At 34.0% G+C, this 24,461-nt stretch carries 23 protein-coding genes; 14 read left to right on the top strand and 9 right to left on the bottom strand.

The genetic code is table 11. From position 1 onward, the window contains the following. The coding region (locus KGI01_RS05165; RefSeq protein WP_141273799.1) for a DNA cytosine methyltransferase at positions 1 to 854 on the bottom strand (854 nt) is incomplete at its 3' end. A 106-nt stretch (positions 855 to 960) separates the two neighbouring features. Here KGI01_RS05165 and KGI01_RS05160 point away from each other — a divergent pair. The 4 genes from KGI01_RS05160 (at position 961) to KGI01_RS05145 (ending at position 6,622) form a co-directional block, all read left to right on the top strand. Further along, a complete protein-coding gene (locus KGI01_RS05160; RefSeq protein WP_141273798.1) occupies positions 961 to 1,872 on the top strand; it encodes a hypothetical protein in 912 nt (303 codons plus the stop codon). Between the two features lie 1,204 nt (positions 1,873 to 3,076). After that, positions 3,077 to 5,026, top strand: coding sequence for a hypothetical protein (locus tag KGI01_RS05155; protein ID WP_141273797.1), 1,950 nt, complete (start codon positions 3,077 to 3,079; stop codon positions 5,024 to 5,026). Further along, a complete protein-coding gene (locus KGI01_RS05150) occupies positions 5,023 to 5,874 on the top strand; it encodes a hypothetical protein (RefSeq protein ID WP_141273796.1) in 852 nt (283 codons plus the stop codon). The genes KGI01_RS05155 and KGI01_RS05150 overlap by 4 nt, the downstream gene beginning before the upstream one ends. Continuing rightward, complete coding sequence (locus tag KGI01_RS05145) at positions 5,864 to 6,622, top strand: hypothetical protein (protein ID WP_141273795.1); 759 nt, start codon at positions 5,864 to 5,866, stop codon at positions 6,620 to 6,622. Before KGI01_RS05150 ends, KGI01_RS05145 begins: the two co-directional genes overlap by 11 nt. A gap of 71 nt (positions 6,623 to 6,693) precedes the next feature. On the opposite strand, the gene pepF is transcribed toward KGI01_RS05145, so the two are convergent. The 4 genes from pepF to KGI01_RS05125 form a co-directional block, all read right to left on the bottom strand. After that, positions 6,694 to 8,496 (bottom strand): oligoendopeptidase F, encoded by a 1,803-nt coding sequence (gene pepF, locus KGI01_RS05140; protein ID WP_141273794.1) that lies wholly within the window; start codon positions 8,494 to 8,496, stop codon positions 6,694 to 6,696. A gap of 67 nt (positions 8,497 to 8,563) precedes the next feature. Beyond that, positions 8,564 to 8,863 (bottom strand): hypothetical protein, encoded by a 300-nt coding sequence (locus tag KGI01_RS05135; protein ID WP_068451745.1) that lies wholly within the window; start codon positions 8,861 to 8,863, stop codon positions 8,564 to 8,566. A 95-nt stretch (positions 8,864 to 8,958) separates the two neighbouring features. Next, the gene (locus KGI01_RS05130; RefSeq protein WP_141273793.1) at positions 8,959 to 10,233 is read right to left on the bottom strand and encodes a dicarboxylate/amino acid:cation symporter; all 1,275 of its coding nucleotides are present in this window, start codon (positions 10,231 to 10,233) and stop codon (positions 8,959 to 8,961) included. Between the two features lie 121 nt (positions 10,234 to 10,354). Then, positions 10,355 to 11,278 (bottom strand): ketopantoate reductase family protein, encoded by a 924-nt coding sequence (locus KGI01_RS05125; protein WP_373863118.1) that lies wholly within the window; start codon positions 11,276 to 11,278, stop codon positions 10,355 to 10,357. A gap of 100 nt (positions 11,279 to 11,378) precedes the next feature. Here KGI01_RS05125 and KGI01_RS05120 point away from each other — a divergent pair, with 100 nt between their 5' ends. Beyond that, the gene (locus KGI01_RS05120; protein ID WP_141273791.1) at positions 11,379 to 12,002 is read left to right on the top strand and encodes a Bax inhibitor-1/YccA family protein; all 624 of its coding nucleotides are present in this window, start codon (positions 11,379 to 11,381) and stop codon (positions 12,000 to 12,002) included. A gap of 128 nt (positions 12,003 to 12,130) precedes the next feature. Next, on the top strand, positions 12,131 to 12,418 hold the full coding sequence (locus tag KGI01_RS05115) for a hypothetical protein (protein ID WP_141273790.1): 288 nt from the start codon (positions 12,131 to 12,133) through the stop codon (positions 12,416 to 12,418). Between the two features lie 79 nt (positions 12,419 to 12,497). Here KGI01_RS05115 and KGI01_RS05110 read toward each other — a convergent pair whose 3' ends face one another. The 3 genes from KGI01_RS05110 to KGI01_RS05100 all read right to left on the bottom strand — a co-directional run bounded on the left by KGI01_RS05110 (position 12,498) and on the right by KGI01_RS05100 (position 15,849). Next, positions 12,498 to 13,118: a glucosaminidase domain-containing protein gene (locus KGI01_RS05110; RefSeq protein WP_068451758.1), complete on the bottom strand. Its 621-nt coding sequence runs from the start codon at positions 13,116 to 13,118 to the stop codon at positions 12,498 to 12,500. Positions 13,119 to 13,180: 62 nt separating this feature from the next. Next, positions 13,181 to 14,401 (bottom strand): GGDEF domain-containing protein, encoded by a 1,221-nt coding sequence (locus tag KGI01_RS05105; protein ID WP_170214733.1) that lies wholly within the window; start codon positions 14,399 to 14,401, stop codon positions 13,181 to 13,183. A gap of 182 nt (positions 14,402 to 14,583) precedes the next feature. After that, positions 14,584 to 15,849, bottom strand: coding sequence for a BaiN/RdsA family NAD(P)/FAD-dependent oxidoreductase (locus tag KGI01_RS05100; RefSeq protein WP_141273788.1), 1,266 nt, complete (start codon positions 15,847 to 15,849; stop codon positions 14,584 to 14,586). A gap of 126 nt (positions 15,850 to 15,975) precedes the next feature. Here KGI01_RS05100 and KGI01_RS05095 point away from each other — a divergent pair, with 126 nt between their 5' ends. Both KGI01_RS05095 and KGI01_RS05090 read left to right on the top strand, forming a co-directional pair. Then, positions 15,976 to 17,586, top strand: coding sequence for a putative polysaccharide biosynthesis protein (locus tag KGI01_RS05095; RefSeq protein ID WP_141273787.1), 1,611 nt, complete (start codon positions 15,976 to 15,978; stop codon positions 17,584 to 17,586). An 8-nt stretch (positions 17,587 to 17,594) separates the two neighbouring features. Next, positions 17,595 to 18,308 carry a pseudouridine synthase gene (locus KGI01_RS05090; RefSeq protein WP_141273786.1) on the top strand — a complete coding sequence of 238 codons (714 nt, stop codon included), beginning with the start codon at positions 17,595 to 17,597 and terminating at the stop codon, positions 18,306 to 18,308. 149 nt (positions 18,309 to 18,457) lie between these two features. On the opposite strand, the gene KGI01_RS05085 is transcribed toward KGI01_RS05090, so the two are convergent. Beyond that, positions 18,458 to 18,679: a DeoR family transcriptional regulator gene (locus KGI01_RS05085; RefSeq protein WP_068451771.1), complete on the bottom strand. Its 222-nt coding sequence runs from the start codon at positions 18,677 to 18,679 to the stop codon at positions 18,458 to 18,460. Positions 18,680 to 19,163: 484 nt separating this feature from the next. Here KGI01_RS05085 and dat point away from each other — a divergent pair, with 484 nt between their 5' ends. From dat to KGI01_RS05055, 6 genes are all read left to right on the top strand, one after another. Next, the gene (gene dat / locus KGI01_RS05080; protein WP_141273785.1) at positions 19,164 to 20,012 is read left to right on the top strand and encodes a D-amino-acid transaminase; all 849 of its coding nucleotides are present in this window, start codon (positions 19,164 to 19,166) and stop codon (positions 20,010 to 20,012) included. Between the two features lie 82 nt (positions 20,013 to 20,094). After that, complete coding sequence (locus KGI01_RS05075; protein ID WP_141273784.1) at positions 20,095 to 21,081, top strand: NERD domain-containing protein; 987 nt, start codon at positions 20,095 to 20,097, stop codon at positions 21,079 to 21,081. A 2-nt stretch (positions 21,082 to 21,083) separates the two neighbouring features. Beyond that, positions 21,084 to 21,998, top strand: a complete 915-nt coding sequence (locus tag KGI01_RS05070) for a diacylglycerol/lipid kinase family protein (protein ID WP_170214732.1) — start codon at positions 21,084 to 21,086, stop codon at positions 21,996 to 21,998. 58 nt (positions 21,999 to 22,056) lie between these two features. After that, the gene (trmB, locus tag KGI01_RS05065) at positions 22,057 to 22,710 is read left to right on the top strand and encodes a tRNA (guanosine(46)-N7)-methyltransferase TrmB (protein ID WP_141273782.1); all 654 of its coding nucleotides are present in this window, start codon (positions 22,057 to 22,059) and stop codon (positions 22,708 to 22,710) included. Positions 22,711 to 22,789: 79 nt separating this feature from the next. Beyond that, entirely contained in the window at positions 22,790 to 23,407 is a 618-nt protein-coding gene (locus tag KGI01_RS05060; RefSeq protein ID WP_141273781.1) for a hypothetical protein, read from the top strand. Between the two features lie 80 nt (positions 23,408 to 23,487). Next, positions 23,488 to 24,348, top strand: a complete 861-nt coding sequence (locus KGI01_RS05055; RefSeq protein WP_141273780.1) for a YtnP family quorum-quenching lactonase — start codon at positions 23,488 to 23,490, stop codon at positions 24,346 to 24,348. Positions 24,349 to 24,461: the final 113 nt, after the last annotated feature.

Here is a 24,461-nt window from a genome sequence, read left to right as displayed (position 1 = left end):
CCTGCTGTGTGTTTATATCCAAAATGCTCATCAATTTTCTTTGTAGTCCATTTTGATTTACTTCTCCAATATTTTAGATAATCACATATATCAGCTTGGTTTACTTTATGTTTTCTACCGAAAAAAGAATCCTGTACTTTTGTTGAAGCAACATGATTGTGAATAGTTCTACCATTTACATATAGTGTTTGTTCAACTTTTTGATTTACTAAGTCGACATCAGATAAAAACCCAATTGCTTCAGCAACTGTAATATATGGTTCTTTTTCACAGTCATCTACTAAAGGTATTTTATTATTTGGACGAGCATGAGAAGGTTTAGGAAATGGGTTATCTATACCTAACCTATTTCCAATAATAATTACTCGTTCTCTTGCTTGCGGCACGCCATAATCTGCTGCATTTAGTAATTTATAATCAACTTTATAACCTATTTTTTCGAAGTCATTTACAATCATTTCGATAACCTTACCTTTTTGCATAGAAAGTAAGCCTTTTACATTTTCAGCAACAAAAAACTTCGGTTTTTTATCTTTGATAACACGTAGTAATTCTAAATACAGGAAATTTCTACTGTCATCCATATTTCTTTTAGTATTAGCAATGCTAAATCCTTGGCATGGAAATCCACCAATTACAACATCAACATCTCCAATGTCTCCAGGAATATCGGAAGATGGAATTTCAGTAATATCACCTAAGACAACATGATCTCCTATATTGTTTTTATATGTTTCAGTAGCGTCTTTAACAAAATCATTTGCCCATAATATGTTAAAACCAGCGTTTTTAAAACCTAAATCCATACCTCCAGCACCTGAAAATAATGAAATAAGCGTATTTACTTGAGTCAAATTAATAATCTCCTCTATATTGTTTCTAGTTAAGATGATATTATAATACATAGTTAAAAAAAATGCAACATTCGCATCAAATAAAATAGCAAAGGAGTCGGGAGTTATGGGAATACAAAATAATAGTGACATCACTTCTAAACAAGGCCATATATTAGATTTAGAAAAAAAATATTTTGATTTAATATACAGCATATTCAAAGCTGAAGATTTTAAAGAAGATTTAATCGCAATAGAAAGTGAAATAAAAAACAGATATAGCGAATATAAGAATGTGTGGAATTTGAAAAATAAATTAAAAATTCCTGCTGAAAGAATAGTTACGCATTACATGTACAAGAATGATAGAACAAAAAATGAAATTGTTGGAATATATAGTTCCCCAATTAGTTCAGACATCGGTCTTAAAATGAAGGATGCTATACTTTGCATTGATATTAAAACAAATGATATTAATGGAAATAGAGGAGACTATAATAAAATATTAGCAGAGAGAAATCAAATGTCTTTCATTAATAAATCATATGTAAACGTTACTACAAATGAGAATTTACATACGTATGATGAAGACCTTCCGGTATTAACTTATATTGTGAAAATAGGTTATGATGATGATGGGACAAGTTTTAAACTAAAAACAAATGACAATTCATACCCACCAATTCAAATTGTATGTGTGCCAAATGGAGAATTAGGAAGTTTATTTGATGATAATATTGTTGATGGATTTAAAACCTATTACTATGATGAAGCAACTGATAATATAAATTTTTTTAATACTAAAGAAGAAGCTACCGAATATTTAGTGGATAATTATGAATTGATTCCAGAAATAGATAAAGAAATATACTTTTGTTCAGAGACACAAAATAAGTATGTTGCTACATCAAAAGGGCATAAGCCATGTGTAAAAAGACTACTTAGTGGCAATACTGCGAGAATTAATAAAAATTCAATAATTAATAGATTAGATTCAAAAGGTAACTCATGGGAAGGTTATAAAATGATAAATTGGTAAAAAACGAATTATTACTTTATTAGATTTTAAAATTGAATTCAAAGCTGTTCATTATAAAAGAAACAAAGGCAGGCAGTTATTATGCAACAATCCATTGATTTCGGCATCTTGCCGGAATCTTTTTTTATATCAGTGATTTTTGCGGATAACTGAATTAATGGATGGAGAAAATTCAAAAATTGCTCTCTTTTTTTATCGGATGATTTTCTTTTTATAGAAAAAATTTGCAATTATGGTGAGTAGGATATAATACTCATTAAACGAGAGTTTACTATTTAAGGAGGCAATTAAATGGATCTAACAAAAATTATTGAAGCGCAAAAAGAACTAATCAGTAAATTAGATGAAAATAAGAAAGAAGCAATGCAAATCTTAGATTAAGTAGAGTGTTTGCAAACAATCCTACTAAAAGAAGAATCGATAAAAAACGGATTAGGGAAGATTTAGTTAATGAATTAGGTGTTGAGTTAAAATCATTAAAAATAGATAGAAGCCAATTTAAAGTTTTAGAAAAATCAAATGTCGAAAAAAATATTGATTGTCAAAAACTCGAAATATCAAAAACATAAAGATGATGAAAAACATTGGTTTACATTACGTGAAAATTCGATAGATAAGTGTGATAGAGCAATATTTACACTTGATACAATCGAATTCGATTTTGTACATATTGTTCTAAGTAAGCAGGAACTAAAAGAATTTGCAGAAAAATATACCCTTATGGATTACGGAAGAATAAACATAGGTTTCTATTTGAAATCCATGGATACAGTTTATAGTTCAAAAGGAAATATGAACTTTTCACATGCAATAAACAATTTTTCGATTTTCGAATAAACAAAACATACTAATCTTAGTATGTTTTTAATACACTTTTAAACAATCAGTTGAATAAAACAGAAGATAAATTCTGTATCAGTTCCTTGGAATGTAGCAATGATTTTTGTTGCCTGTTTATCAAGAGTTTTCATAATCTAGCATCCAATTATTATGAAAAATCTAAGTAGTTCAAAGAATTATAAAACCGTCATACTACTACAAACTTACTGAAGAAAATTATTTTTGAGATGGTTAATTAAGCAGCAGCAAATGCAAAATCCTTTCAAATAGTTTTCGCTTTTGATCTAGATCACTTTATATCATTTTGCTACAATAGGAATATAGCATTATAAAAGAGAAAAAATATGGAGGGAATCTATTTCAAATGACAAATATTAATAATAAGTGGGCATTCTCAGAGATACCTAGCATTGAAGAAGCAAATTTTGACAAAGTCTTAGAAAGATTTTTCAAAATGGGGATTAATGGGCTAGTTCGAGAGAATATACAAAATTCGCTTGATGGAAAATTGAACTCAATAAAAGGCCCAGTTAAAGTGAGGATTGAGACAGGAGATTTAGAGCGTAGTCGTGTACCGGGAATCGAAGAGATTACAGCACATATTAATAGTCTTGTTGGTAGAAACGGTTACACAAAGGAAGCTATTACATACATGCAGAAAAAAGTTTTAGCAAAAAACATTCGATACATATCATTTGAAGACATGAATACGAAAGGGTTAGCAGGCGCTAGAAATGGTCAGAGTAATAAGCAATCAGATACTTGGTCTGCATACGCTTATAGTAAAGGTGTTCATGCTGAACTTGAAGAATCTGAACAAGAAAAGTCGCGTGGTGGGTCACATGGTGTAGGGAAAATCGCATCGAACTCAGCATCGGATATTCATCTATCATATTTTGCAAATTGTGATGAAAGAAATGATCAGCATTTAGGTGGAAACATACAATTAATCGAGCATAAGTTAGATGATAAATTCTATCGTTCTACTGGATACTTTGCAAAAGTGGAAAAGACGAGTGCGACTCAAACAAGGTTCAAACCTTACGAAAATAATTTTGATCATGTTTTTAATAAAGAAACTAGAGGTCTAAAAATTATCATTCCATTTTTAAGAAAAGAATATGATGATGAAGTGAAAATTATCGTAAGTGTAATTGAAAGTTTCTTCATAGGAATCATTCAAGAGAAGTTAGAAGTGGAAGTAAATTCACACTTGATTAATGCTCAAACAATTCAAAAGTTTATTGAAGATCCGAAGTATTTTGAACAAGAGCCAAAAAATATTAAAAAGGATTTTACACCATTGTATTTTAATACTTATAAAAGCGAACCGAAACCACAGAAATTAATTGTTAGTAATGGAATAAAAGATTTAGAGTTCGATCTGTACTTTCACTACAATGCAGAAATCACATCAGGTAGAGTAGCGATTGTGAGAACTGTAGGAATGAAAATTGAAGATTTTAAAGTTAATAATAATGTGAGAAAACCATTTAATGCGATATTAATTGGTGGTAGAGAAGAGGATCAATATTTAAAATCGTTAGAAAATGAATCGCATACAGCGTTAGAAGTTGATCATATAAAAGATGAAAAATTGAAGAAACAAGCTAAAAAATTCATTAGAAATCTAAATAAGGAAATGGCAGAAGTAATCGCCAAAGCTTACGAAGATGAGAATCCAACAGATGGTCTCATTAATACAGAAAATGTTTTATTCACTGTAGAAAATAGATTTAGAGAAGCTTTGGAATCTACGACTGGAACTGTTTTAGTTAATAATGGCAATAAAATTGTGAAATCTCCTAAGAAAAAATCAAAAGTAAAACCTGGTGCTGGGAATGAGCAACCAGAGAAGAAAGGGCCAACAGCGAAACAGGATGAAACTAAAGGTAAAAGAAGAAAACCTACTAAAGTTGCTACACCACAAGACGGTGCGCAAGATGCAGACGGAGAACCGACATCTGCTGGTAAATTTGTTCTTTATCCTGAATCGGTCGAAAGATTAATTCTAGCAAATCAAGAAATAGTAAAGTTTAACTTAAAAAATGATGATCAAATCCGAAATGCTAGCACATGTAATATTGAAATTGCAGTAGTTGATGGTATGGGGAGAGAGAAACTGAATGAATTTAATTTAGATGAGAACTATCAAACTGCTTTTGATCTAGCAACAGGAGAAATGTGTCCAATTGAAAATCAACAAATCAAAGGTGTCACAATTCATGATGGAGAAATGGATTTAAAACTAATGATCAAAGATCGTTTTAATAGAGCGCTTAAATTTATGTATTATGTGGAGGTAATGAAGTGATTTATAAAAAAGATGCCAACTTCCCTTATCCTGTTTTTGCGAGTAACGTGAAAACATATTTGAAAAACGATTTTCAAATCGATCTCGATATTAATGAAGATGAAAAGAATTTTATTTTTAAGTTTACTGAATTTGAAATAGAATCAGACTTCATAAAACAGTTGAAGGAAGAGAGGAAACTTCAGTTCATACTAATAATCCAATCAAAAGACAATTGGTTTACAAAAATCGAGTCTCCAAATGATGAAATAACGGTACCAAAAAATAGATTAAGTTTAAATAATCGAACGTTAATTCAAGTTCACATACAGGCGATTGAAAGCATTAATTTCAGAAATAATGAAGATTTAATTCCGTTTTATGATGCTTTCAAAGAAGAAATTACAGTTCGAAAAAATGGATTAATAGGTTATTCAAATGTTTTAGTATTAGAAGGTAGATTCCGTAAACCGCTTGAAATCTTCAGTAAGAGAGTAGACGAAAACCTTTCTTCAGAAATAAAAATTGAGTTGGGCAATGAGACAATTGAACTTGTATTTAAAGATGCAAATTATCAATTTGGTGAGCTTCCTAAGAGTAGTGGTTTAATGCTGCCATATATTTATATGGGGATGCAAAAAGCTTTATATCAGTTTATTAAAAATTATGGTACTGAGGATTCAGTGGAATTAGAATATCTTGATGAACCAGAAAATTTACTAGATTTAAAAATATTCAATTTAATGCGAAATAAAAATGTAGATGAACTCTCAATTGATAATGTGGATGAAGTAATAAATCAAATTTCCGATTCAATGATTGGGAAATATGCCTCAACAGTAAGGGAGTTTGCTTCGGATGGAAATTAAACTATTGAAAAAAGAGATTGATCAAAATCAATTATTTACCGATTTTTTAGAAGATCGTATTGAAGGAAATGAAGAATATTTTTCAAATGAAACTGTATTTGTGAAAGAGTTGAAATTATTTCCGATTTATATTGCAAAAGTAGATGGCGTAGAAAGGGAGGAAATGTTCTTAGAAGCATTTCATGTTATAGAAACATACTATGCTGATTTAGATCGAGAAATTCTTTTGAATGGTCAATTTTGGAGAACTTTATTTCTTACGCAATTTAGAGATGAATTATTAATAAAATATCCTCAAATAGAAGAAGAAAAAGGCTTTAATAATATTATCATGAAGAAATTCGATTGGGAGAACTATGTATATAAATGTATTTTAGCTGTACAATATGTTGGCTCTAATTGTAGTTCGGAAGAAGAAAAATTGAAACGATACAAATTAATTATCGATAATTTAGATCTATACAATTATATAATCAAATATGAAATTTTCCGAAATGACGTTTTTTTAATCAATGTTTTAGATATTATTGATGAAATGAATCTGTCGAAACAATTGAAAGCAAAAATTAAAGGGATTGAAGGTCTTGGAAAAGATGAGCGATATGGTAGAAGGGTTATTTATGAGTTCAATAAAAGTTACCCAATCGTCATGTCTCCAATGATGAGTAAAGAAGATTTGAAAGCTCAATTTATTGAATACTTATCAATCTATACAGATGTATCTCATTTAAAAGAACCTGTCCATTAAGGTTAGACGTATTTCATAAGAATAAAACAACCCCTTGAACATAGTTGATCTACGTTCAAGGGGCTTCTTTTTCACTCGCCCAACTCCTCCGTCAGTTCTTCCAACTGTGTAATCAGTTGTCCGATATAAGCAATGGTGTTGCGGAGTGGTTCGTCTGTTGATACGTCAACGCCTGCCATTTTAGCAAGTTCTTCAGGTGTAGCTGTGCCGCCTGCTTGTAGAACGCGTAGCCAGTCGTCTACGGCGTTTTCGTCTTTATGGATGATTCTTTGTGCGACTTGTGTGGCAATCGTTAAGCCAGCACTGTATGTGTACGGATATAAGCCCATATAGTAATGAGGTTGGCGCATCCATGTGCGTTCAGCACCTTCGTTGATGACAATATCCTCACCCCAGAATTGTTCAAGCACTTGGCGTTTTAATTCATTGAGGCGTTTCGCTGTGACAGCACCGCCAGCATCGACAATACGATATACTTCGCGCTGATACGCTGCTTCTAATAAGTGTGTCACAAAGTTATGGTAATACGTTTTTGATACCATATTTGAAATAATCCAGCGTTTAAAACGAAGGTCGTCTTTTGTTGTAACGAGATGTTCTGCGACTAGCAGTTCATTCAATGTTGAAGGAGCTTCTACAAAGTAACGTGATACACGTCCGTCAAAAATATTTTGTTTTTGATAGGCTTGTTGGAAATGTCCAGCATGTCCTAGCTCATGTGCAAGTGTAAATACATTACTCATATGATTATTCCATGACATCAAGATGTACGAGTTCGCGCCATAAGGGCTTGCGCAAAATGCGCCTGTTCGTTTGCCTTCATTCGGTGCATAGTCAATCCAGCGCTCATCATATGCACGTTGTAACATCTTTGTATAGTCTTCACCCATCGGTTGTAATGCTTCTAAAATCATTTTTTCGGCTTCTTTTTTCGTAACAGTTGGTTCATACTCAGGGTCTAGTGAGATTTTTAAGTCAGCAAAAGTTATTTGGTCAAGTCCGTGTACTTTTTGAAGTAACTTAGCATAGCGGCGCATATGCGGTGCCAATTCGTTCATAATGACATCAATCTGTCTGTGGTATAAATCTTCCGTCACCTTTTGTTCGTGGAGTAGAGAATGGAAGACAGAATCAAAACCACGTAAATCCGCCATGCGTTTTTCAATTTGTACTTGTGTATCATAAGCTTTTGCGGTTGTTGCTTCATAATCACGTAATTTCCCGTAAAATGTTTGGAAAGCTGCATGACGTTTATGAAAGTCGACTTCTTGTTCCCAATTATTTTCAAATGAGCTATAGCTTAATGGGAACTGTTCACCGTCTACGTCAATATCAGGGAAGCGAAGGTCGAGTGCTTTTGTTGCATTATAGAGTGCATAAGGTGCATCAAAAGCGACATTAAGTGATGCGAATGCCTTTTCGACTTCTGGGTGTAATTGGTACGGTTGTTTTCGTAAGATGTCTTCTACAAAATGTTTTAAGTGAGGTGCTTGTTCAACTGCTTCATTCAATACGTCCTCAGATGTACTTAGTAATGTTGTTTTGAAAAAAGATGTCTTACTAAAGAGAGTCGCCGCCACTTGATTCATGCGAGAGACACGTGCTTGCGCCGCTTCATCACCTTGGTTTGTTTCCCATGAGAGATTGGCATATGTATGCACAATCACAAATTGCTCAAAGATTTTTTCGTAATCTTTTAGTGCTTGTGCAATGGAGGTAGCAGCGTGTAAGTGATCTTCATAATTTACTTGGAATTGATATACAGCATCTAACAATGCCTCAACTCTTTCATTAAACTCATCTTCATCTTTGATTAAACGTGTTAAATCCCAAGTTTCTTCTAACGGTACAGCTTCACGAACAGGTAACTTCATATCACTTCACTCCTTATATTTAGTCTTTTCATTATATTCTAAATATTTCGGATTGTGAAGTAAATGATTACAGTCGACGAATTGAATATTTCCCGAGCAATAAATCAATGAAGTAAAGAATTGCGATACATAGATGAATACCCCATCCAAGTATAGGAATCCATGTGAAACAAGTTAAGAAAATCGCAATGATTGGAACTACTTTTGATTGGATTGTCCCCATACGAACGATGAGTACAATTGCATGAATGACAAGAGCAACCCATACAGTTGCATAGCCAGTAGCAAGTACTGTAGCCCCCCCTACAATCGGAATTGCGAGATAGGCTTCGTATAAAAAAGCAATTAATGTCGTCACAAAAAACATACACAACCATCCTTTCGTTAGTACATATACGAATTACGTTAGATTTTGTTTCAAGTAGGAAAAGAAAAAATCGCACCAAAGCGCGATTTTTCTCTCTAACTCTTCGTTTGCGATTTTGCAAAATCATCTTCTTCAGACTCGTAAACATCGTCAAATACTTCACCTTTATTTTCTTCACTTGTTGTTACATAGAGTGTACATGCTAGGTCACCTGTTGAATTCAACATAGTACGTGTCATATCGAGTAGACGATCAATACCGATGATTAAAGCGATACCTTCAACAGGTAAGCCAACCGCTGTTAATACCATAGCAAGCATGATAAGACCAGCGCCTGGAACAGCAGCAGTTCCAATACTTGCGAGTACAGCTGTTAATACGACTGTAATTAGCGCTGTAATGGATAAATCAACCGAGAAAACTTGTGCAATAAAGATTGTTGCAACTCCTTGCATAATCGCAGTTCCATCCATGTTAATCGTTGCACCGAGTGGTTGTACGAATGAACTAATTGAACGAGGGACGCCAAGTTTTTTCTGCGCAATTTCCATAGCGACAGGTAGTGTAGCGCTACTACTTGATGTACTAAACGATACAGCCATTGCAGGAGAATACGTTTTAATTACCTGTACTGGATTACGCTTTGCTAAAAACTTGATAGCACCGCCGTAAACGAAGAAGAAGTGGACAGCAAGTGCCAGCAATACAACAAGCATGTATAAGAACATTGCTTTTAATGCACTAAATCCGAGTTGACCAACTGCAGAGGCGATTAAACCGAATGTACCAAATGGTGCAAACTTCATGACAAGGTTGACTAAGAACATCATAATTTCGTTCCCTTGTTCCATTAGTTTTGCAATACCCTCTACTTTTTTACCTAAATAGCTAATCGCAAAGCCGATGAAAACAGCGAAGAAGATAATTTGTAGCATTGCACCTTCTGCCATTGCAGCAATTGGGTTAACTGGAATGATACCGAGGAATGTCTCTGATACGGGCGGTGCTTTTGTTGGTTCATAGTTTAAATTATCTGTTTGAAACGTTCCAGCAAGACCTGGTTTTAAAATCAGTGCTAAAACAATTCCGATTGTAATTGCGATAGCAGTTGTTGTTAAAAAGAATGTAATCGTCTTAATACCAATTCTGCCGAGTTTTTTAGGATCACCAATATTCGCAACACCTGTCACAATCGAGAAGAATACAAGTGGTACAATCACCATCTTAATTAAGTTTAAGAAAATTGTGCCAAGTGGTGTAAATAGATAACCATCTAAAGGTTTAAAAATACTCGGGAAAAAGGCGTTAATGATAACACCTACAATAGCCCCTAATGCAAGTGCCATTAAAATACGTTTTGCTAATTTCATCCATTCATCCCCTTTATGTAAAAATAAAATAAGCATTACAATTCTCTATGTATGATATAAAGAAAAATAATGCTTACTGTTATATTATAATAAAACAAAAGGAAATGAAAGTGCTTTCATACTAATAATTTAATTCTTTTGCATGGATAATTTCATAAAGTTTATTATTCGTTGGTGTAGCAATTTGATGTTTTGCACCTAATTTTCGGATAGTTCCTGCGAAAAGTGGCAGTTCACTTTTTCTTTTTGCATCGACATCTTGTGCCATAGAAGGTTTTCCATCTGGATTTAGTGTTGCTAAAATATCAAGCCAATAATTCAAGTCTTTTTCCGAAAGTGCAATTCCTTCAGCCTGTCCAATCGTAATGACTTCACGCATCGCGTCAACCATCATCTCGCGCGCTTCACCTTCGATTTGAACATCATGGAATGTACCTTCAATTGCAGCAACAGTTTGATTAACACCTACATTTAACATGAATTTCCCCCATAAGCGATGGCGCATTTGTGGATCGACTTCATAGGGGAATTCTGTTTCGTTGAAGAAGTTTGTAACGGTATGTAGGCGTTCAAGCTCCATTCCTTCCAAGCCCGCTCCGATACAAAGTAAACCCTTATTGACATAGGTCATACGGTTGTCTACTTTTAGTGCATCCATTCCTTGTGCTACACAATATAGTGTATGTTTGACACCGAATGCTTTTGCTATCTCTTCTTCACTAATAATGCCATTTAATACAGAGAGAATAATCGTTTGTTTTTGTACGATTGGACGAATTATCTCAATGGCTTCAGATAAACCATCAAACTTTGTTGCGATTAAAATCAAGTCTGCGGGTGTCGCTTGTTCAGGTGTTACATAATGGAATGTACAAGGTTCGCCATTACAAAAAATACCGTCGCGTTTATAGCGTTCAATACGTTTAGCGTCTGCAATCACTTCTACGCGTTCTTTTGGTAATCGTTTTGAAAAATGTTCTGCATACAGTACACCAAGTGCACCAAGTCCTACGATTGCTACTTGTTGAATTTTCAATTGACCCACTCCTAAATTATGTCATAAACGTATCATAACAAATTTTTTGCTGAAAAATGAAACAAATCGGGTATAAAAACAGTAAGTAAGGTAATGGAGGCGAACGCCGATGGAAAAACAACAATTCAATAAAGTGCTACAATTCTTCACAGTCTTATGGGTTTTTACAATTATTGGATTATTAATAGGAACCGTATTACCACAGATCTTTATATTACCACTTAGTATTGTGACGTTAATCTTACTAATTGCAATGATGTTTAGTCGTACAATGAGAAGGTTAGGAAGATTCATATCGATTATTGTCGCAACATTAGTCGGTATTACATTTTATAGTGCGTTAAATTTTTATCTAGGTGCATTAGGTGGAGGAGTGGTCTTACTCATTTTAGGGACGACTGCAATCATCTTCATCGCAGCTGGTTTATATGGTTATTATACGAAACGAGACTTTACGAATAAAGGAAGTATCTTATTCATCTTATTAGTTGGTTTAATCGCATTCTCAATCATTGCGATTTTTGTGAAATTTTCATCAGTCGTATGGATTTTCGTTAGTGCATTAGGGGTCATTGTATTTACGGTTTATACGATTTTCGATATGAATCAAATTGCAAAACAACCAATTAAGGATGAAGATGTACCGATGATTGCACTAAATTTATATTTAGATTTCATTAACTTATTCCAATATCTATTAAGTCTTGTGTACAATATTCGTCGCACATTTTAAATAAAGGAGAGTTGTTATAGGTCTGACAACTCTCCTTTTTCTATGAAAAAGTTGCGTTTTTCAACTGTTTTCATTATTGTGTGTAATAAGGGTGTTTATAGTGTGTTTGTAGAAGTGGAGGAGAGCATATGATCAATTCAAAAAAACAAAGTAATACAGAGAATACGATTACATATCATTATCCATTTATTGATTTAGAGAAAAAGAAGGTAGAAGCAAAGGTAACAATTGACCAGCAGATGTATTTATCTGTGGCTGTTGATTTATCGAATGGTATTATTCAGATTGAAAAAAACGAAGAAGATTTTCAATTAGCTTTGACCGATGATCAAAAAATAATTGAACAGATTAAAACAATGGCAGAATTTATGATTTTCAATCAAATTGATAGCTATTCAAAGACATTTTTAAGTTAGCTTGCGTATATACATAAATAAAAAGGAAGATGAACCACCGCATAGAGCGAGGTTCTTCTTCCTTTTGTGCTTATAAAAGTTAGTTCTTCGATTCATCATATTTTTGTAAGTTATACTGCTGAATCATCGCATTTAATTTTTTATTATACTTTGTGTCGGTAGCATAACTACCTGTTAATGCTTCTGTTGCTTCTTGATAGGTAGAAGCGGAAGACTTGAATGTTTTTTTATAAAACTTCTTGTTCCATGAAGTGCCGTTCTTTAAAAGTGTTGCATAATCTTTCATGCTCTCTTCGTAAGAATTGTACTTTCGAAATGCAGCATCAATGGTACGTAAATTCCCTTTACCATCATCTTCTTGAGTAGGTAGTAGAACACTTTCACCTTTATAAGTTCCTTTAATTCCAAAAAGATTGTAGTTGGGTGCACTAGCAAGTTCACTGTTTCCAGAGTTACTTTCGAGTGTTGCTTGTGCAATCATAACAGAAGCGTATAAACCATAGCGGTCCGCAATTTTTTGAGCAGTTGGTGCAATTTTTTTAATAAATTCTTTTTCTGTGTAACCGACTTTCTTTGATTCTACTGGTTTAGGTTGTGCTTCGTTATTAAATATAAGTGTTTTAACTAATAACACGACACAAAAAATAAAAAGACTAAGAGCAATAATAATTCCAATGAGTAATTGTGAAGCTTTTCGCATGTTGATCTCCTTTTATTTTACGCGATTACAATTAAAACGTTTATAAACATAAAAAGTTCCGTTTATTGACATTGTGCAATAGAGTCTGGCATAGAAATAATCTTCCCATTTTCCATTAAAACAAAATCATTTTTTGTTGAATGTTTTACCATATATTGAGCTTCGTCAGCATGTAATATGCAAGTATTCATATCATCTACTTGTATAATAGTCTGTGAATTCCCACCAATACTAAAAGTTAAATAATCGGCAGTTTCAGAAGCTACATGTTGGATGTGGTATGAATTAATCCGGTTTAAAAATTGCTTGTAAAATCGATGTACTTCATTCTTTGTATGATTTTGAAGTAGTACTAAAAATTCTTCTCCACCCCAACGTGAAGCAAATCGATTCGGACCTGTACATAAATCATGTAGTGTAGAAGCGACTTTTGCAAGTACGATATCTCCATACGCATGTCCATAGTAATCATTATATTTTTTAAAACAATCAATATCAATCATGAGCACGGTCATTTTACAAGGAAGTTGTGTTTGTAAATAATCTAAATGATGTAAATAGCCGCGACGATTTGATAAATTAGTTAATTCATCTGTATAAGCAGCAGCTCTAAGTTCTTTTGTTAACATTTTTGATACTTGTTTTTCTTCAACAAGACGTTGATTTTGCTCTAAGTGTTGTTTCATAATATGATAATTTAAGTAATTTAAAGAGAGCGTTAAAACAGTAATTAATAGTAATAAGATTAAATTAAATTGTCCTGATGTAATAAAGTTTGAGTTGAAAATAATAGCTATACTAAGTAAAATTGTGCAAAATAAAATCGGAATCATCGTTTTTCTGAGAGGTATAATTACAACGCATGAACATAAGAAATCATAGACTAAGTAAATCACAATTTGTCCATGTAATTGTTGGTCATAATTTGAAATATAGCAACTGCTCAGAAGGGTAATCCAAACGTATAAAAAGATAATAGCATTGATCTTTTTAGTTTGTTCAAACGAGATTGCCTGTTTTCTTCGATGTTTAAAAGCATAAATTAATGTAAAAATATTAAGTGCTATAATAAGAATGTAACAAATAACATATCCTTTATAGTCTTTAAAATTATATGTAGTATCTGTGTGTGCATATAAGTTAATAAAAAAAATAGTGGAAAGCATAAATAACGAAAATATCGAAACAAGAAATAATCTTTTAATATTTTGTTTGGCAAATTCACGTTGAATATAAATCGATGCTGGAGGCGAATGTGATAAATTCGCAAATAACTTTTTCATGCAATGCACTCCAATTCTTAGTTGTTTACTTATTCCTATAGAATACCATAATATAGAATTTATGTACTTAAAAAGAATTAAAAACAATATGTTCATACTATATAACGTACAAATTTGTGACAGAAATAGATTTTGACATAAAAAATACGAATCGTATGGAAACGACTCGTACTTAAAAAACGTTAGATAGGGTATGAGAGAGAAGCTGCGCTATCACCTGCAATATGTCCTGTGACTAGAGCTGCAGTAATATTATAACCACCTGTGTAACCATGTATGTCTAAAATTTCGCCGCAGAAAAATAGACCGTGTTTTTTCTTAGAAGCCATTGTTTTTGGTTCGATTTCTTTCGTAGATACACCACCACCTGTTACAAAAGCTTTTTCAATTGGTTGTGTACCGTAGACAGTCATGTCGAATGCGACAAGTGATTGTGCGAGCGTGCGCGTTTGCTCAGCAGATAAATCCGCTCCCGTTAATGCTTCATCGATATTTGCACGTTGCATTAAAAAAAGTAACCAGCGCTCTGGAACAATGCCTTTCCAGACATTTTTTAGCGCTTTTTTTGGCTCGTCTTTTGCTAATTTAAAGAGCGTTTGAAAAGCGGATTCGGCATTATGTTCTGGTAATGATGCAATACGCATCGTAACAGGTTTCTGTCCATTTTTTTTCATTTCTTTTACAACATATTGGCTACAACGAAGAATGGCCGGCCCACTTAAACCGAAATGTGTAAAAAGCATATCCATTGTATGTGTTACAATCGGTTTACCATTTTTTTTCAGAACGGATACAGCGGCATCGCGAAGTGCTAAACCTTGAAGTTCTTTTGATTGGATAAAGTCATCATTTGATAGTAAGGGAACTTCTGTTGGATAGAGGTCTGTTATAGTGTGTCCAGCTTTTTCAGCCCATGGATAACCGTCACCTGTTGAACCAGTTTGAGGTACAGCTTTACCACCAACTGCTACGATAACTGCTTGTGATTTGATTTCGGTACCATCTTCTAAACGAACGCCAATCACTTTTTCATCGTTCATGAGTAACTTACTTACTTTTGTTAATTTGCGTACTTCAACGTGAAGACGATCAAGTTCGCGTAACAGCGCATCTACAACATCTAGTGCGCGATTTGATACAGGGAACATGCGCCCGTGATCTTCTTCTTTTAAAGCAACACCTAGATTTTCAAAGAATGCGATAATATCTTCGTTATTAAATACCGTAAAAGGACTATAAAGAAAGCGGCCGTTACCAGGAATATGTTTAACAATCTCCTCAACAGGTAGACGGTTTGTCACATTACATCGACCACCTCCAGAAATTGCTAATTTCTGCCCTAGCTTTTTACCTTTTTCAAGCAACAATACTTTTTTACCTTTAGACCCAGCAGCGATTGCGGCCATTAGTCCAGATGGTCCGCCACCAATTACAATTACATCATACATTTTTCTAGCTCACTTTCTTTTTTAATTTTATTATACATGAAATGAAGAAACTATTTGAGTAATTGTATATCGAGTTGTAAACTATAGTTTAGGTTTTATTAGATTTGGACAGAATGGAAGGATTTTATGTCATCATTAATGAAGGGAACTGCCATTCTTACGATTGGTATGTTTTTATCAAAAGTATTAGGTCTTGTATACATATTCCCGTTCTACGCGATTATCGGTCAAGAGAATGTTACACTATATTCTTATGCATATATTCCTTATTCAATTATGTTGTCGATTGCGATTTCAGGAGCACCTGTAGCTGTTTCGAAATTCGTCGCTAAATATAACAGTATGGGTGATTATGAGTCGGGTAGAAAACTTGTCAAGTCGGGTTTAATGATTATGCTTGGAACTGGTATTTTATCGTTTATTGCATTGTATGCCCTAGCAACACCGATTGCAGAATTGGTTATTAAAGACGATGATCAAATTTTCACAGTACCACAAATTGCAAGTGTGATTCGTTGGGTGAGTTTTGCGTTAATCGCAGTACCATTTATGAGTTTGCTACGTGGATTCTTCCAAGGTTATAACCATATGTCACCAACAGCAGTATCACAATTAGTCGAACAAATTGTACGAATTGTTGTGCTGTTAGTCGGCTCATTCTTAGTAATGAATGTGTTTGCTGGTCAGGCACAAACAGCAGTATCATTCGCTGTATTCTCAGCGTTTATTGGAGCTATTGGTGGTTTATTATGTTTATATTATTACTGGCGTAAATTGAAGCCGGAATTTGATTTGAAGTTAGCTGAAAGTATCCCGTCCGGAGAACTCAGCTACAAAAAGATTTATAAAGAAGTTATTACGTATTCGATTCCTTACATTTTTGTAGGGGTTGCAAACCCATTATTCCAATTAGTTGATATGTTCACGTTTAACCAAGCGATGTCGAGTATTGGTTTAGCGAAAATTTCAGATAATATTCTCGGCATGTTGAACTTTACTACACATAAGATTGTCATCATCCCTGTTATGTTAGCAACGGGATTTTCAATGGCACTCGTACCGACAATTACACGTTATTATACGCAAAAACAGCGTGGTGAATTGATTGATGCTGTGGATAAGACATATCAAATTCTATTATTTATTACACTTCCAGCAGTCATAGGTATTTCGATTTTATCGTATGATGTGTACACGATGTTATATGAACCAGATGCAATGGGAGCGAGCGTATTAGCTCATTATGCACCAGTAGCAATCTTATTCGCATTCTTCCAAGTAACGGCTGCATTGTTACAAGGAATTGACTATCAAAAGTGGATTATTTTAAGTTTATTGACAGGGATTTTAGTGAAGTTATCCATAAACATCCCAATGATTCAATGGTTAGAAGCAGATGGTGCGATTTTAGCAACAACCATTGGTTATATGGTATCAATTGGTATCAATTTAATTGTTTTAAGTAAAGTATTAGATTACAAACCACAAGTGGTCATTCGACGTTCTATTTTAATTGTTATTTTAACAGCGGTTATGACGTTGATTGTATGGCTAACTCGCGAAGGGTTATCATTCATTTTACCTGAAGTAGAAACACGCTTTACAGCAATGATTTATATTATTGTCTGTGGTTCTGTAGGTATAGCTGTGTATGGATATCTATCACTGCGTATCGGTTTAGCACAAAAATTATTAGGTAGTCGCGTGACGAAAATCGCACGCAAACTAGGTATGTAGGAGGAAATATGCGCTTAGATAAATTATTATCGAATATGGGTTTTGGCTCTCGTAAAGAAGTGAAAGCACTATTAAAAAGCCAAGCGGTAAAAGTAGATGGTGTTGTTACGAAAGATGTAGCAAAACATGTCGATCCAGAAAAACAAGAAGTGATGGTCTATGGTGAGCGCGTTCATTATCAAGAGTTTATTTACTTGATGATGAACAAGCCACCAGGCGTTATTTCAGCAACTGAAGATATGTATGATCAAACAGTCATTGATTTATTAAATCCATTCCATCAACATTTTAAACCATTTCCTGTTGGGCGTTTAGATAAGGATACAGAAGGTTTTTTACTCATTACAAATGATGGTCAATTATCACATAATCTTTTGTCTCCGAAAAAACATGTGCCAAAGGTGTATTATGCTCAAATTGAGGGTGAAGTAGTCGAAGCTGATATTGAAGCTTTCTCACAAGGCGTGACATTAGAAGATGGGTATCATACAAAACCAGGAAAACTAAAAATTTTAAAAGCTGGGGAACAATCTGAAATTGAGCTCGAGATTTCAGAAGGTAAGTTTCATCAAGTAAAGCGTATGTTCGAGTCAGTTGGTAAAACAGTGACATACTTAAAGCGCTTATCGATGGGACCACTCGAACTAGATGAAAATTTAGAGCTTGGCGAGTACAGAGAATTAACAACAGAAGAAATAGAAAAATTAAAACAAAAAGAATGACCTCGCGACGCAGCAGGGTCATTCTTTTTTACAAGTTCATTATAGTTGATTTGAGTAATATGAGAAGTTGGCCTCAGCATGTTATTCTTAGGGCTTGTTGGCTTCTCAATACAATGAGTCAGTGTGAGATAAAACTCATTGTAACCTTTCTAAGATGTCATTTTCACTTTTTTACGCGTCGTTGTCCATTTACCTCTAGATGGACTTTCAACTAAGTCATTAAAGGCTAACACATTCAAATCTCTTTGAATGGTGCGAGGAGTGATGCCGAATTCGTCGACTAAATCCTGTGTTGTTACAGTTCCATTATCATGGATGTATTTATACACATCTTTAATACGGTTAAGCATCCGATCAGTTGTTGGTTTCATTGGTGAACCACTCCTTCATCTTATATTCTCAAGACTAGCGGACGATAGAAATTGCGATCTGTAGGCGAAATTTATTTTGCCTTAGACATCTCCCTTTTCGGTTTTTTCGTCAGTATTATCTGACAATCATATTATAACGGATTATGCACTATTTTTCCATAAAAAAGTATAGAAAAAGCTTTTTTTACAATAGCTTTACAAGAATTAAACGAACAATTACTATGTTTTATATCTGAAAAGTTCGCTTTATTTTGATTTTTTAACTATTTTATTTGGGACTGAAATTTATTTTAATTAAAAAAATTTAAAAATACGAATAAGGTAATTTTTTACATATGAATATTTTACATAAATTTAAAAAGGTAATGATTTATAAAAATAACTTTTAGACTAGAAATAACACAATAAAATATAAGATATCTTTCACAAGAGCAAATTATTTGTCATAATAACTAAGAAGACAGAAATGAGGAAGTGGAAAGTTTTGCGTACAATTTTATTAAATAATCAAATGATACAAGCTGAAGATGCACATATTCACATAGAAGATCGCGGTTTTCAGTTTGGTGACGGAATTTATGAAGTGATTAAAGTTTATAATGGCTCGTTGTTCACAATTAAAGAACATATCGACCGTTTTTATACATGCGCTGAAAAATTACAAATCGTTATTCCTTATACAAAAGATTTACTACACAAAATGTTATATGACTTAGTTGAAGAAAATGAGTTAGAAGAAGGGCATGTGTATATGCAAATTACACGTGGTGTAGCAAGTCGTACACATTTTTTCCCGAGTGATGTAGCTCCAACATTTGTCGCATATACGCAACAAGGTGATAGACCTCTACAAAATTTACAACGTGGTGTTAGAGCAATTTTTGATGAGGACATTCGTTGGTTACGTTGCGATATTAAATCACTTAATTTACTCGGCGCTGTATTGTCAAAGCAAAAAGCACATGAGCAAGGTTGCTATGAAGCGATTTTACATCGTAATGGTGTCATTACAGAAGGTTCTTCTTCGAATATTTTTGGTATTAAAGATGGGGTACTTTATACACATCCGGTCAATAATTATATTTTGAATGGCATTACGCGTCATGTATTAATTCAATGCTGCGAAGAAATCGGTCTACCTGTTGTAGAAGAAGCGATGACTTGTGAACAAGCTCTAGAAATGGATGAATTATTACTTACATCAACTACTTCCGAAGTGACACCCATTATTGAAGTAGATTGTCGCCCCATTGCAGATGGCTTACCAGGTGAATGGACGAGACGTCTACAGCAAGCATTTGAATTAAAAGTAAAAACAGCAGTTATGATGTAAATATATGAGAGATTGTCCGAAATAAATAGCAGGACAATCTCTTTTTTAGAAATGAATGGATGAATGTTAAGGAGAGAACAACATGGCACAACTTATTAAATTACAAGACTATATCTCGAGATATCAAGTTGATGCGACGCGTTATCCAACACAATATATTCGAATGAAACAGGCGAAGTGGGAACGCATGAAAAAAGAGTGGGAAACGAAACCACTTTTTGAAGAGACATGGGAAGAAGAGGAAGAAATTCTTTGGGAAGATGATGAATCGGCACCTAAAAAATTTTTCAAAAAATTAAATCCGTTTAAAAAACGAAAACAAGATTTTGAATATGATGATCATGAAGAGGAAATTTTTGAAAAACCAAAACAAGAAGAGGAAAAAGATATTGGCTTTGCTTTTGAGCCGAACCTATTGTACCGTCCGCAGACCATTCAAGATTTACGTCGCATGTATTTGGACCAGTTGTTTGGTTTTCAACTAAACTGGGCGAGTACGACGATGCGTGAAAAATCAAATATTGATCCGCGCTATCAAAGAGACGGATTTTTAAAAGAATTATTACAACAGTTACCAGATACTTTCTTTGTATTATATGAACCAATTCTGCTTGTGAAAAAAGCACCTGTAGAACTGGGTATTTTGATTTTGACACCAACAGATTGTTACTGTATTCAAGTGATTGATGCGGAAGAACGTGCGACATTCTCTGGTATTAACACAGATCGCTTTTGGGTGAAACGAATTGGTGAACGAACAAAAAATATTGTCAATCCGTTAATTGGTTTGAATCGAATGGAAAGTCTTTTAAAGCCCTTTTTTGAACGCCATGATTTACATCTAGGTATTAAAAAAGTTGTTTTATCAAGACGAGGATATATTGATTATCCAGGTTCTTCGTATGGAGTGCAGTTTATTGATCGAAGACATTATGACCAGTGGTTTGAGCAATTAAAAAATCATCGCTCACCGATGAAACACACGCAATTTAGAGCAGCACAATTATTACTAGACCATATGCAAACAACGTCATTTATGCGTGCAGAATGGTTTACAGATGGGGAATAGCGATGGAAGTTGTCATTATTGTGAATGAACAAGCAGGGCATGGTCGTGCTAAAAAACAATGCGAAAAAATTATGAAAGAATTAACGGTTCCTGTTACGCTAGAGAGAACTGCTTACACAGGACATGCAGCGGAGATTGTTGAAAAGTATGTGGTAGATAAGCGAAAAATATTATTTATTGCAATTGGTGGGGATGGGACGATGCATGAAGTAGTTGAAGGTACACATGCCCATTCTCATGCAATTGTCGGTATGGTAAAAGGCGGTTCAGGTAATGATTTTAGTCGAGCTTATTCAACGTTTAAAAATGCACAGCAGATTGAACAATTTCTTTTGCGCCATGAAGTCGTTCCGATGGATTTAGGAAAACTCATAAAAGGAACGAAACAGTCTCTTTTTATTAATAATGGTGGATTTGGCTTTGATGCACTTGTCACATATCGTACGAATCAATCTAAGTTGAAAAAGCTATTGAATCGGTTCTCTCTCGGTAAAGTAGCTTATGCTTGGATTGTTTTTCAAGAACTAATCCGTTTTACACCATTTGATCTTACAATAAACAATGAAAAAACTTACGCATCATGTTATTTTGTCGTAGTAAGTAATCAACCTTATTTTGGTGGAGGAATGAAAATTTCACCTCAATCCAAGGCAGATGATCATTTACTTGAACTAACAATTGTATATAATATTGCGAAGTGGAAATTATTATTGATTTTTGGAACTGTCTTTTTTGGAAAACATACACGGTTTAAAGCAGTACAGCAGATGCAAGCAACTTCTTTTGACGTGACAATTCACGGTGAAGTATATGGACATGTTGATGGTGAATTTATTGACAAAACTGTGTACGGTGAAACAATCCACTACGAAATTATGCCACATGAATGGCAATTAGCAGTGAACACACTTGACTAAATGAATAGTTTCTTTAAAATGAACAGATGATAAGTAAAAAAGAAATGAGGAAATACGCTTGAGACTTAGAAATAATCCAAATGCGCCACAATTTTTAGATGCGCATCCTGAAATAGTTGTACAAAATCCAGAAAATTATCGTGGACGCTGGAATGAATTATTCGGTAATGACCATCCGCTACACATCGAAGTAGGAACAGGTAAAGGACAATTCGTTACAGGAATGGCACTTGCTAATCCAGAGGTGAATTATATCGGTATTGAATTATTTGATAGCGTTATGATGAAAGCTTGTGAGAAAGCACTAGAAGCAGGTTCACCATCGAATTTACGTCTACTGCGTGTAAATGGTGCAGATTTAGAAAAATATTTTTCAAAAAATGATGTCGATCGTTTATACCTAAATTTCTCAGATCCATGGCCAAAATCTCGTCATGCAAAACGTCGTCTAACGCATGAAGGGTTCTTGAAATTATACGAAGCGGTATTAGTAGATAATGGTGAAATTCATTTTAAAACAGATAATCGTGGTTTATTTGAGTACTCATTAATTAGCATGACAGACTACGGTATGAAGTTGAAGCTTGTATCACTTGATTTACATGCGGATAACCCAGCCGATAATATCATGACAGAGTATGAAGAAAAATTCTCTGCAAAAGGTCAGCCAATTTATCGCGTTGAAGCACAATTTATCACAAAAAAAGATTAAATACACAGAAAATAGGTAACGTGATGAATACGTTATCTATTTTTTTTAGGCGATTGTTAACGAACTGGAGGCGTTAGTGATGTATAGGGAACTATCAGTAGAGCATAGTCTATTCATGATTGATCCTATATTGGTCGAAGAATTCCAACAGTATTCACAAGACTACCACGACTTACAACCGGCATTTAATCTGACTCATTCAGAAGTGGATACATGGGCAGCAGTTTTTAATCATTGGTTACTATTAATTAGTCAAGAAGAATGTCTCATCATCGATCATATTAAAACTTTTTCTCATACGGTGAATATTTTTTGTATTCAAGAAATTGAAAAAACCGAAATGTATTTAATGATTTTAGATCGCTTTACAAGAAAAGAACGTTTTGTTGTGGCGTGCTTTTTAACAGATTATGTACACGCTTGGAAACGTAAAATTATGGAGAAACATGCCTATGATGAGATGTTGATGAGAAATTTATGCACTAAAACATATTATTTAGTAGAAAATATTGAACTTTCTCAGATGACACCAGAATTACAGGTTATTCTAGAAAATCAGGCGAAGTTAGTGAAACTACTCGTAAAAGAGATACAAGAGGATTGTGCAATTGAGCGCTGTATTGAGAAGTCTATCATTCAAGCAAAAGCCTTTTTACGCTATCGTTCCCCGAAGAAAAATGATGGTTTCACGACTTAAAAAAGAAAATAATTACTTTTTCGAGCTTTTTATGGTAAAATATAGAAGTGAAGTCGAATCGTAACAAGGGGGATAAATAGATGGATTCTTACAAATTTCATGATATGACATTAACGTGGCTAAATGGTGGTGTTACATTTTTAGATGGTGGGGCGATGTTTGGGGTAGTGCCAAAACCATTATGGTCTAGAAAATACCCTGTGAATGACAAAAATCAAATTGAATTACCAACACATCCAATTTTAATCCAATATGATGGTAAAAATTATTTAATTGATTCAGGTGTAGGTAATGGCAAATTCACAGAAAAACAACTACGCAATTACGGTGTAACAGATCAATCACATATTGAAGAAGACTTAGCAAAACTAAATTTAACACCTGCAGATATCGATTATGTATTAATGACACATCTTCATTTTGACCATGCATGTGGTTTAACAAAATATGAAGGTGAAAAACTTGTTCCAGTTTTTCCAAATGCGACAATCTACACAACACAAGTAGAATGGGATGAGATGCGTAATCCGAATATTCGGTCACAAAACACATATTGGAAAGAGAACTGGGAGCCAATCGTTCATCAAGTACAGACGTACGAAGATACATTAGATGTCGCTGAAGGTATTCAAATGGTGCATACAGGCGGACATAGTGACGGTCATGCAATTATTCGTTTATCACAAAATGGCGAGACAATTATTCATATGGCTGATTTAATGCCAACACATGCACATCAAAATCCACTGTGGGTACTGGCATATGATGATTATCCAATGACATCTGTTTTTGCAAAAGATGAGCTTGTATCAGAAATTCTTGAGAACGGTTACTTCGTGAGCTTCTACCATGATGCACATAAGCGTCTGATTAAATGGGACCCAACAGGTAAGGAAGTCATTGACGAGCTTGTTGTGACAGAGAAAAATCCAGTTCAATAATTTTAAAGTGAGAATGCAATTACGCATTCTCTTTTTAGTTATAAAAAAAGACGCTCATGAAGTCATGAGTGTCCTTGTAAAAATGTTAGGTTGACTAACAGCTACATATAAAA

Origin of the sequence: Kurthia gibsonii (genome assembly GCF_006539985.1) — a bacterium.
Classification (GTDB): domain Bacteria; phylum Bacillota; class Bacilli; order Bacillales_A; family Planococcaceae; genus Kurthia; species Kurthia gibsonii.
This window is presented reverse-complemented; position numbering and strand designations above follow the sequence as displayed.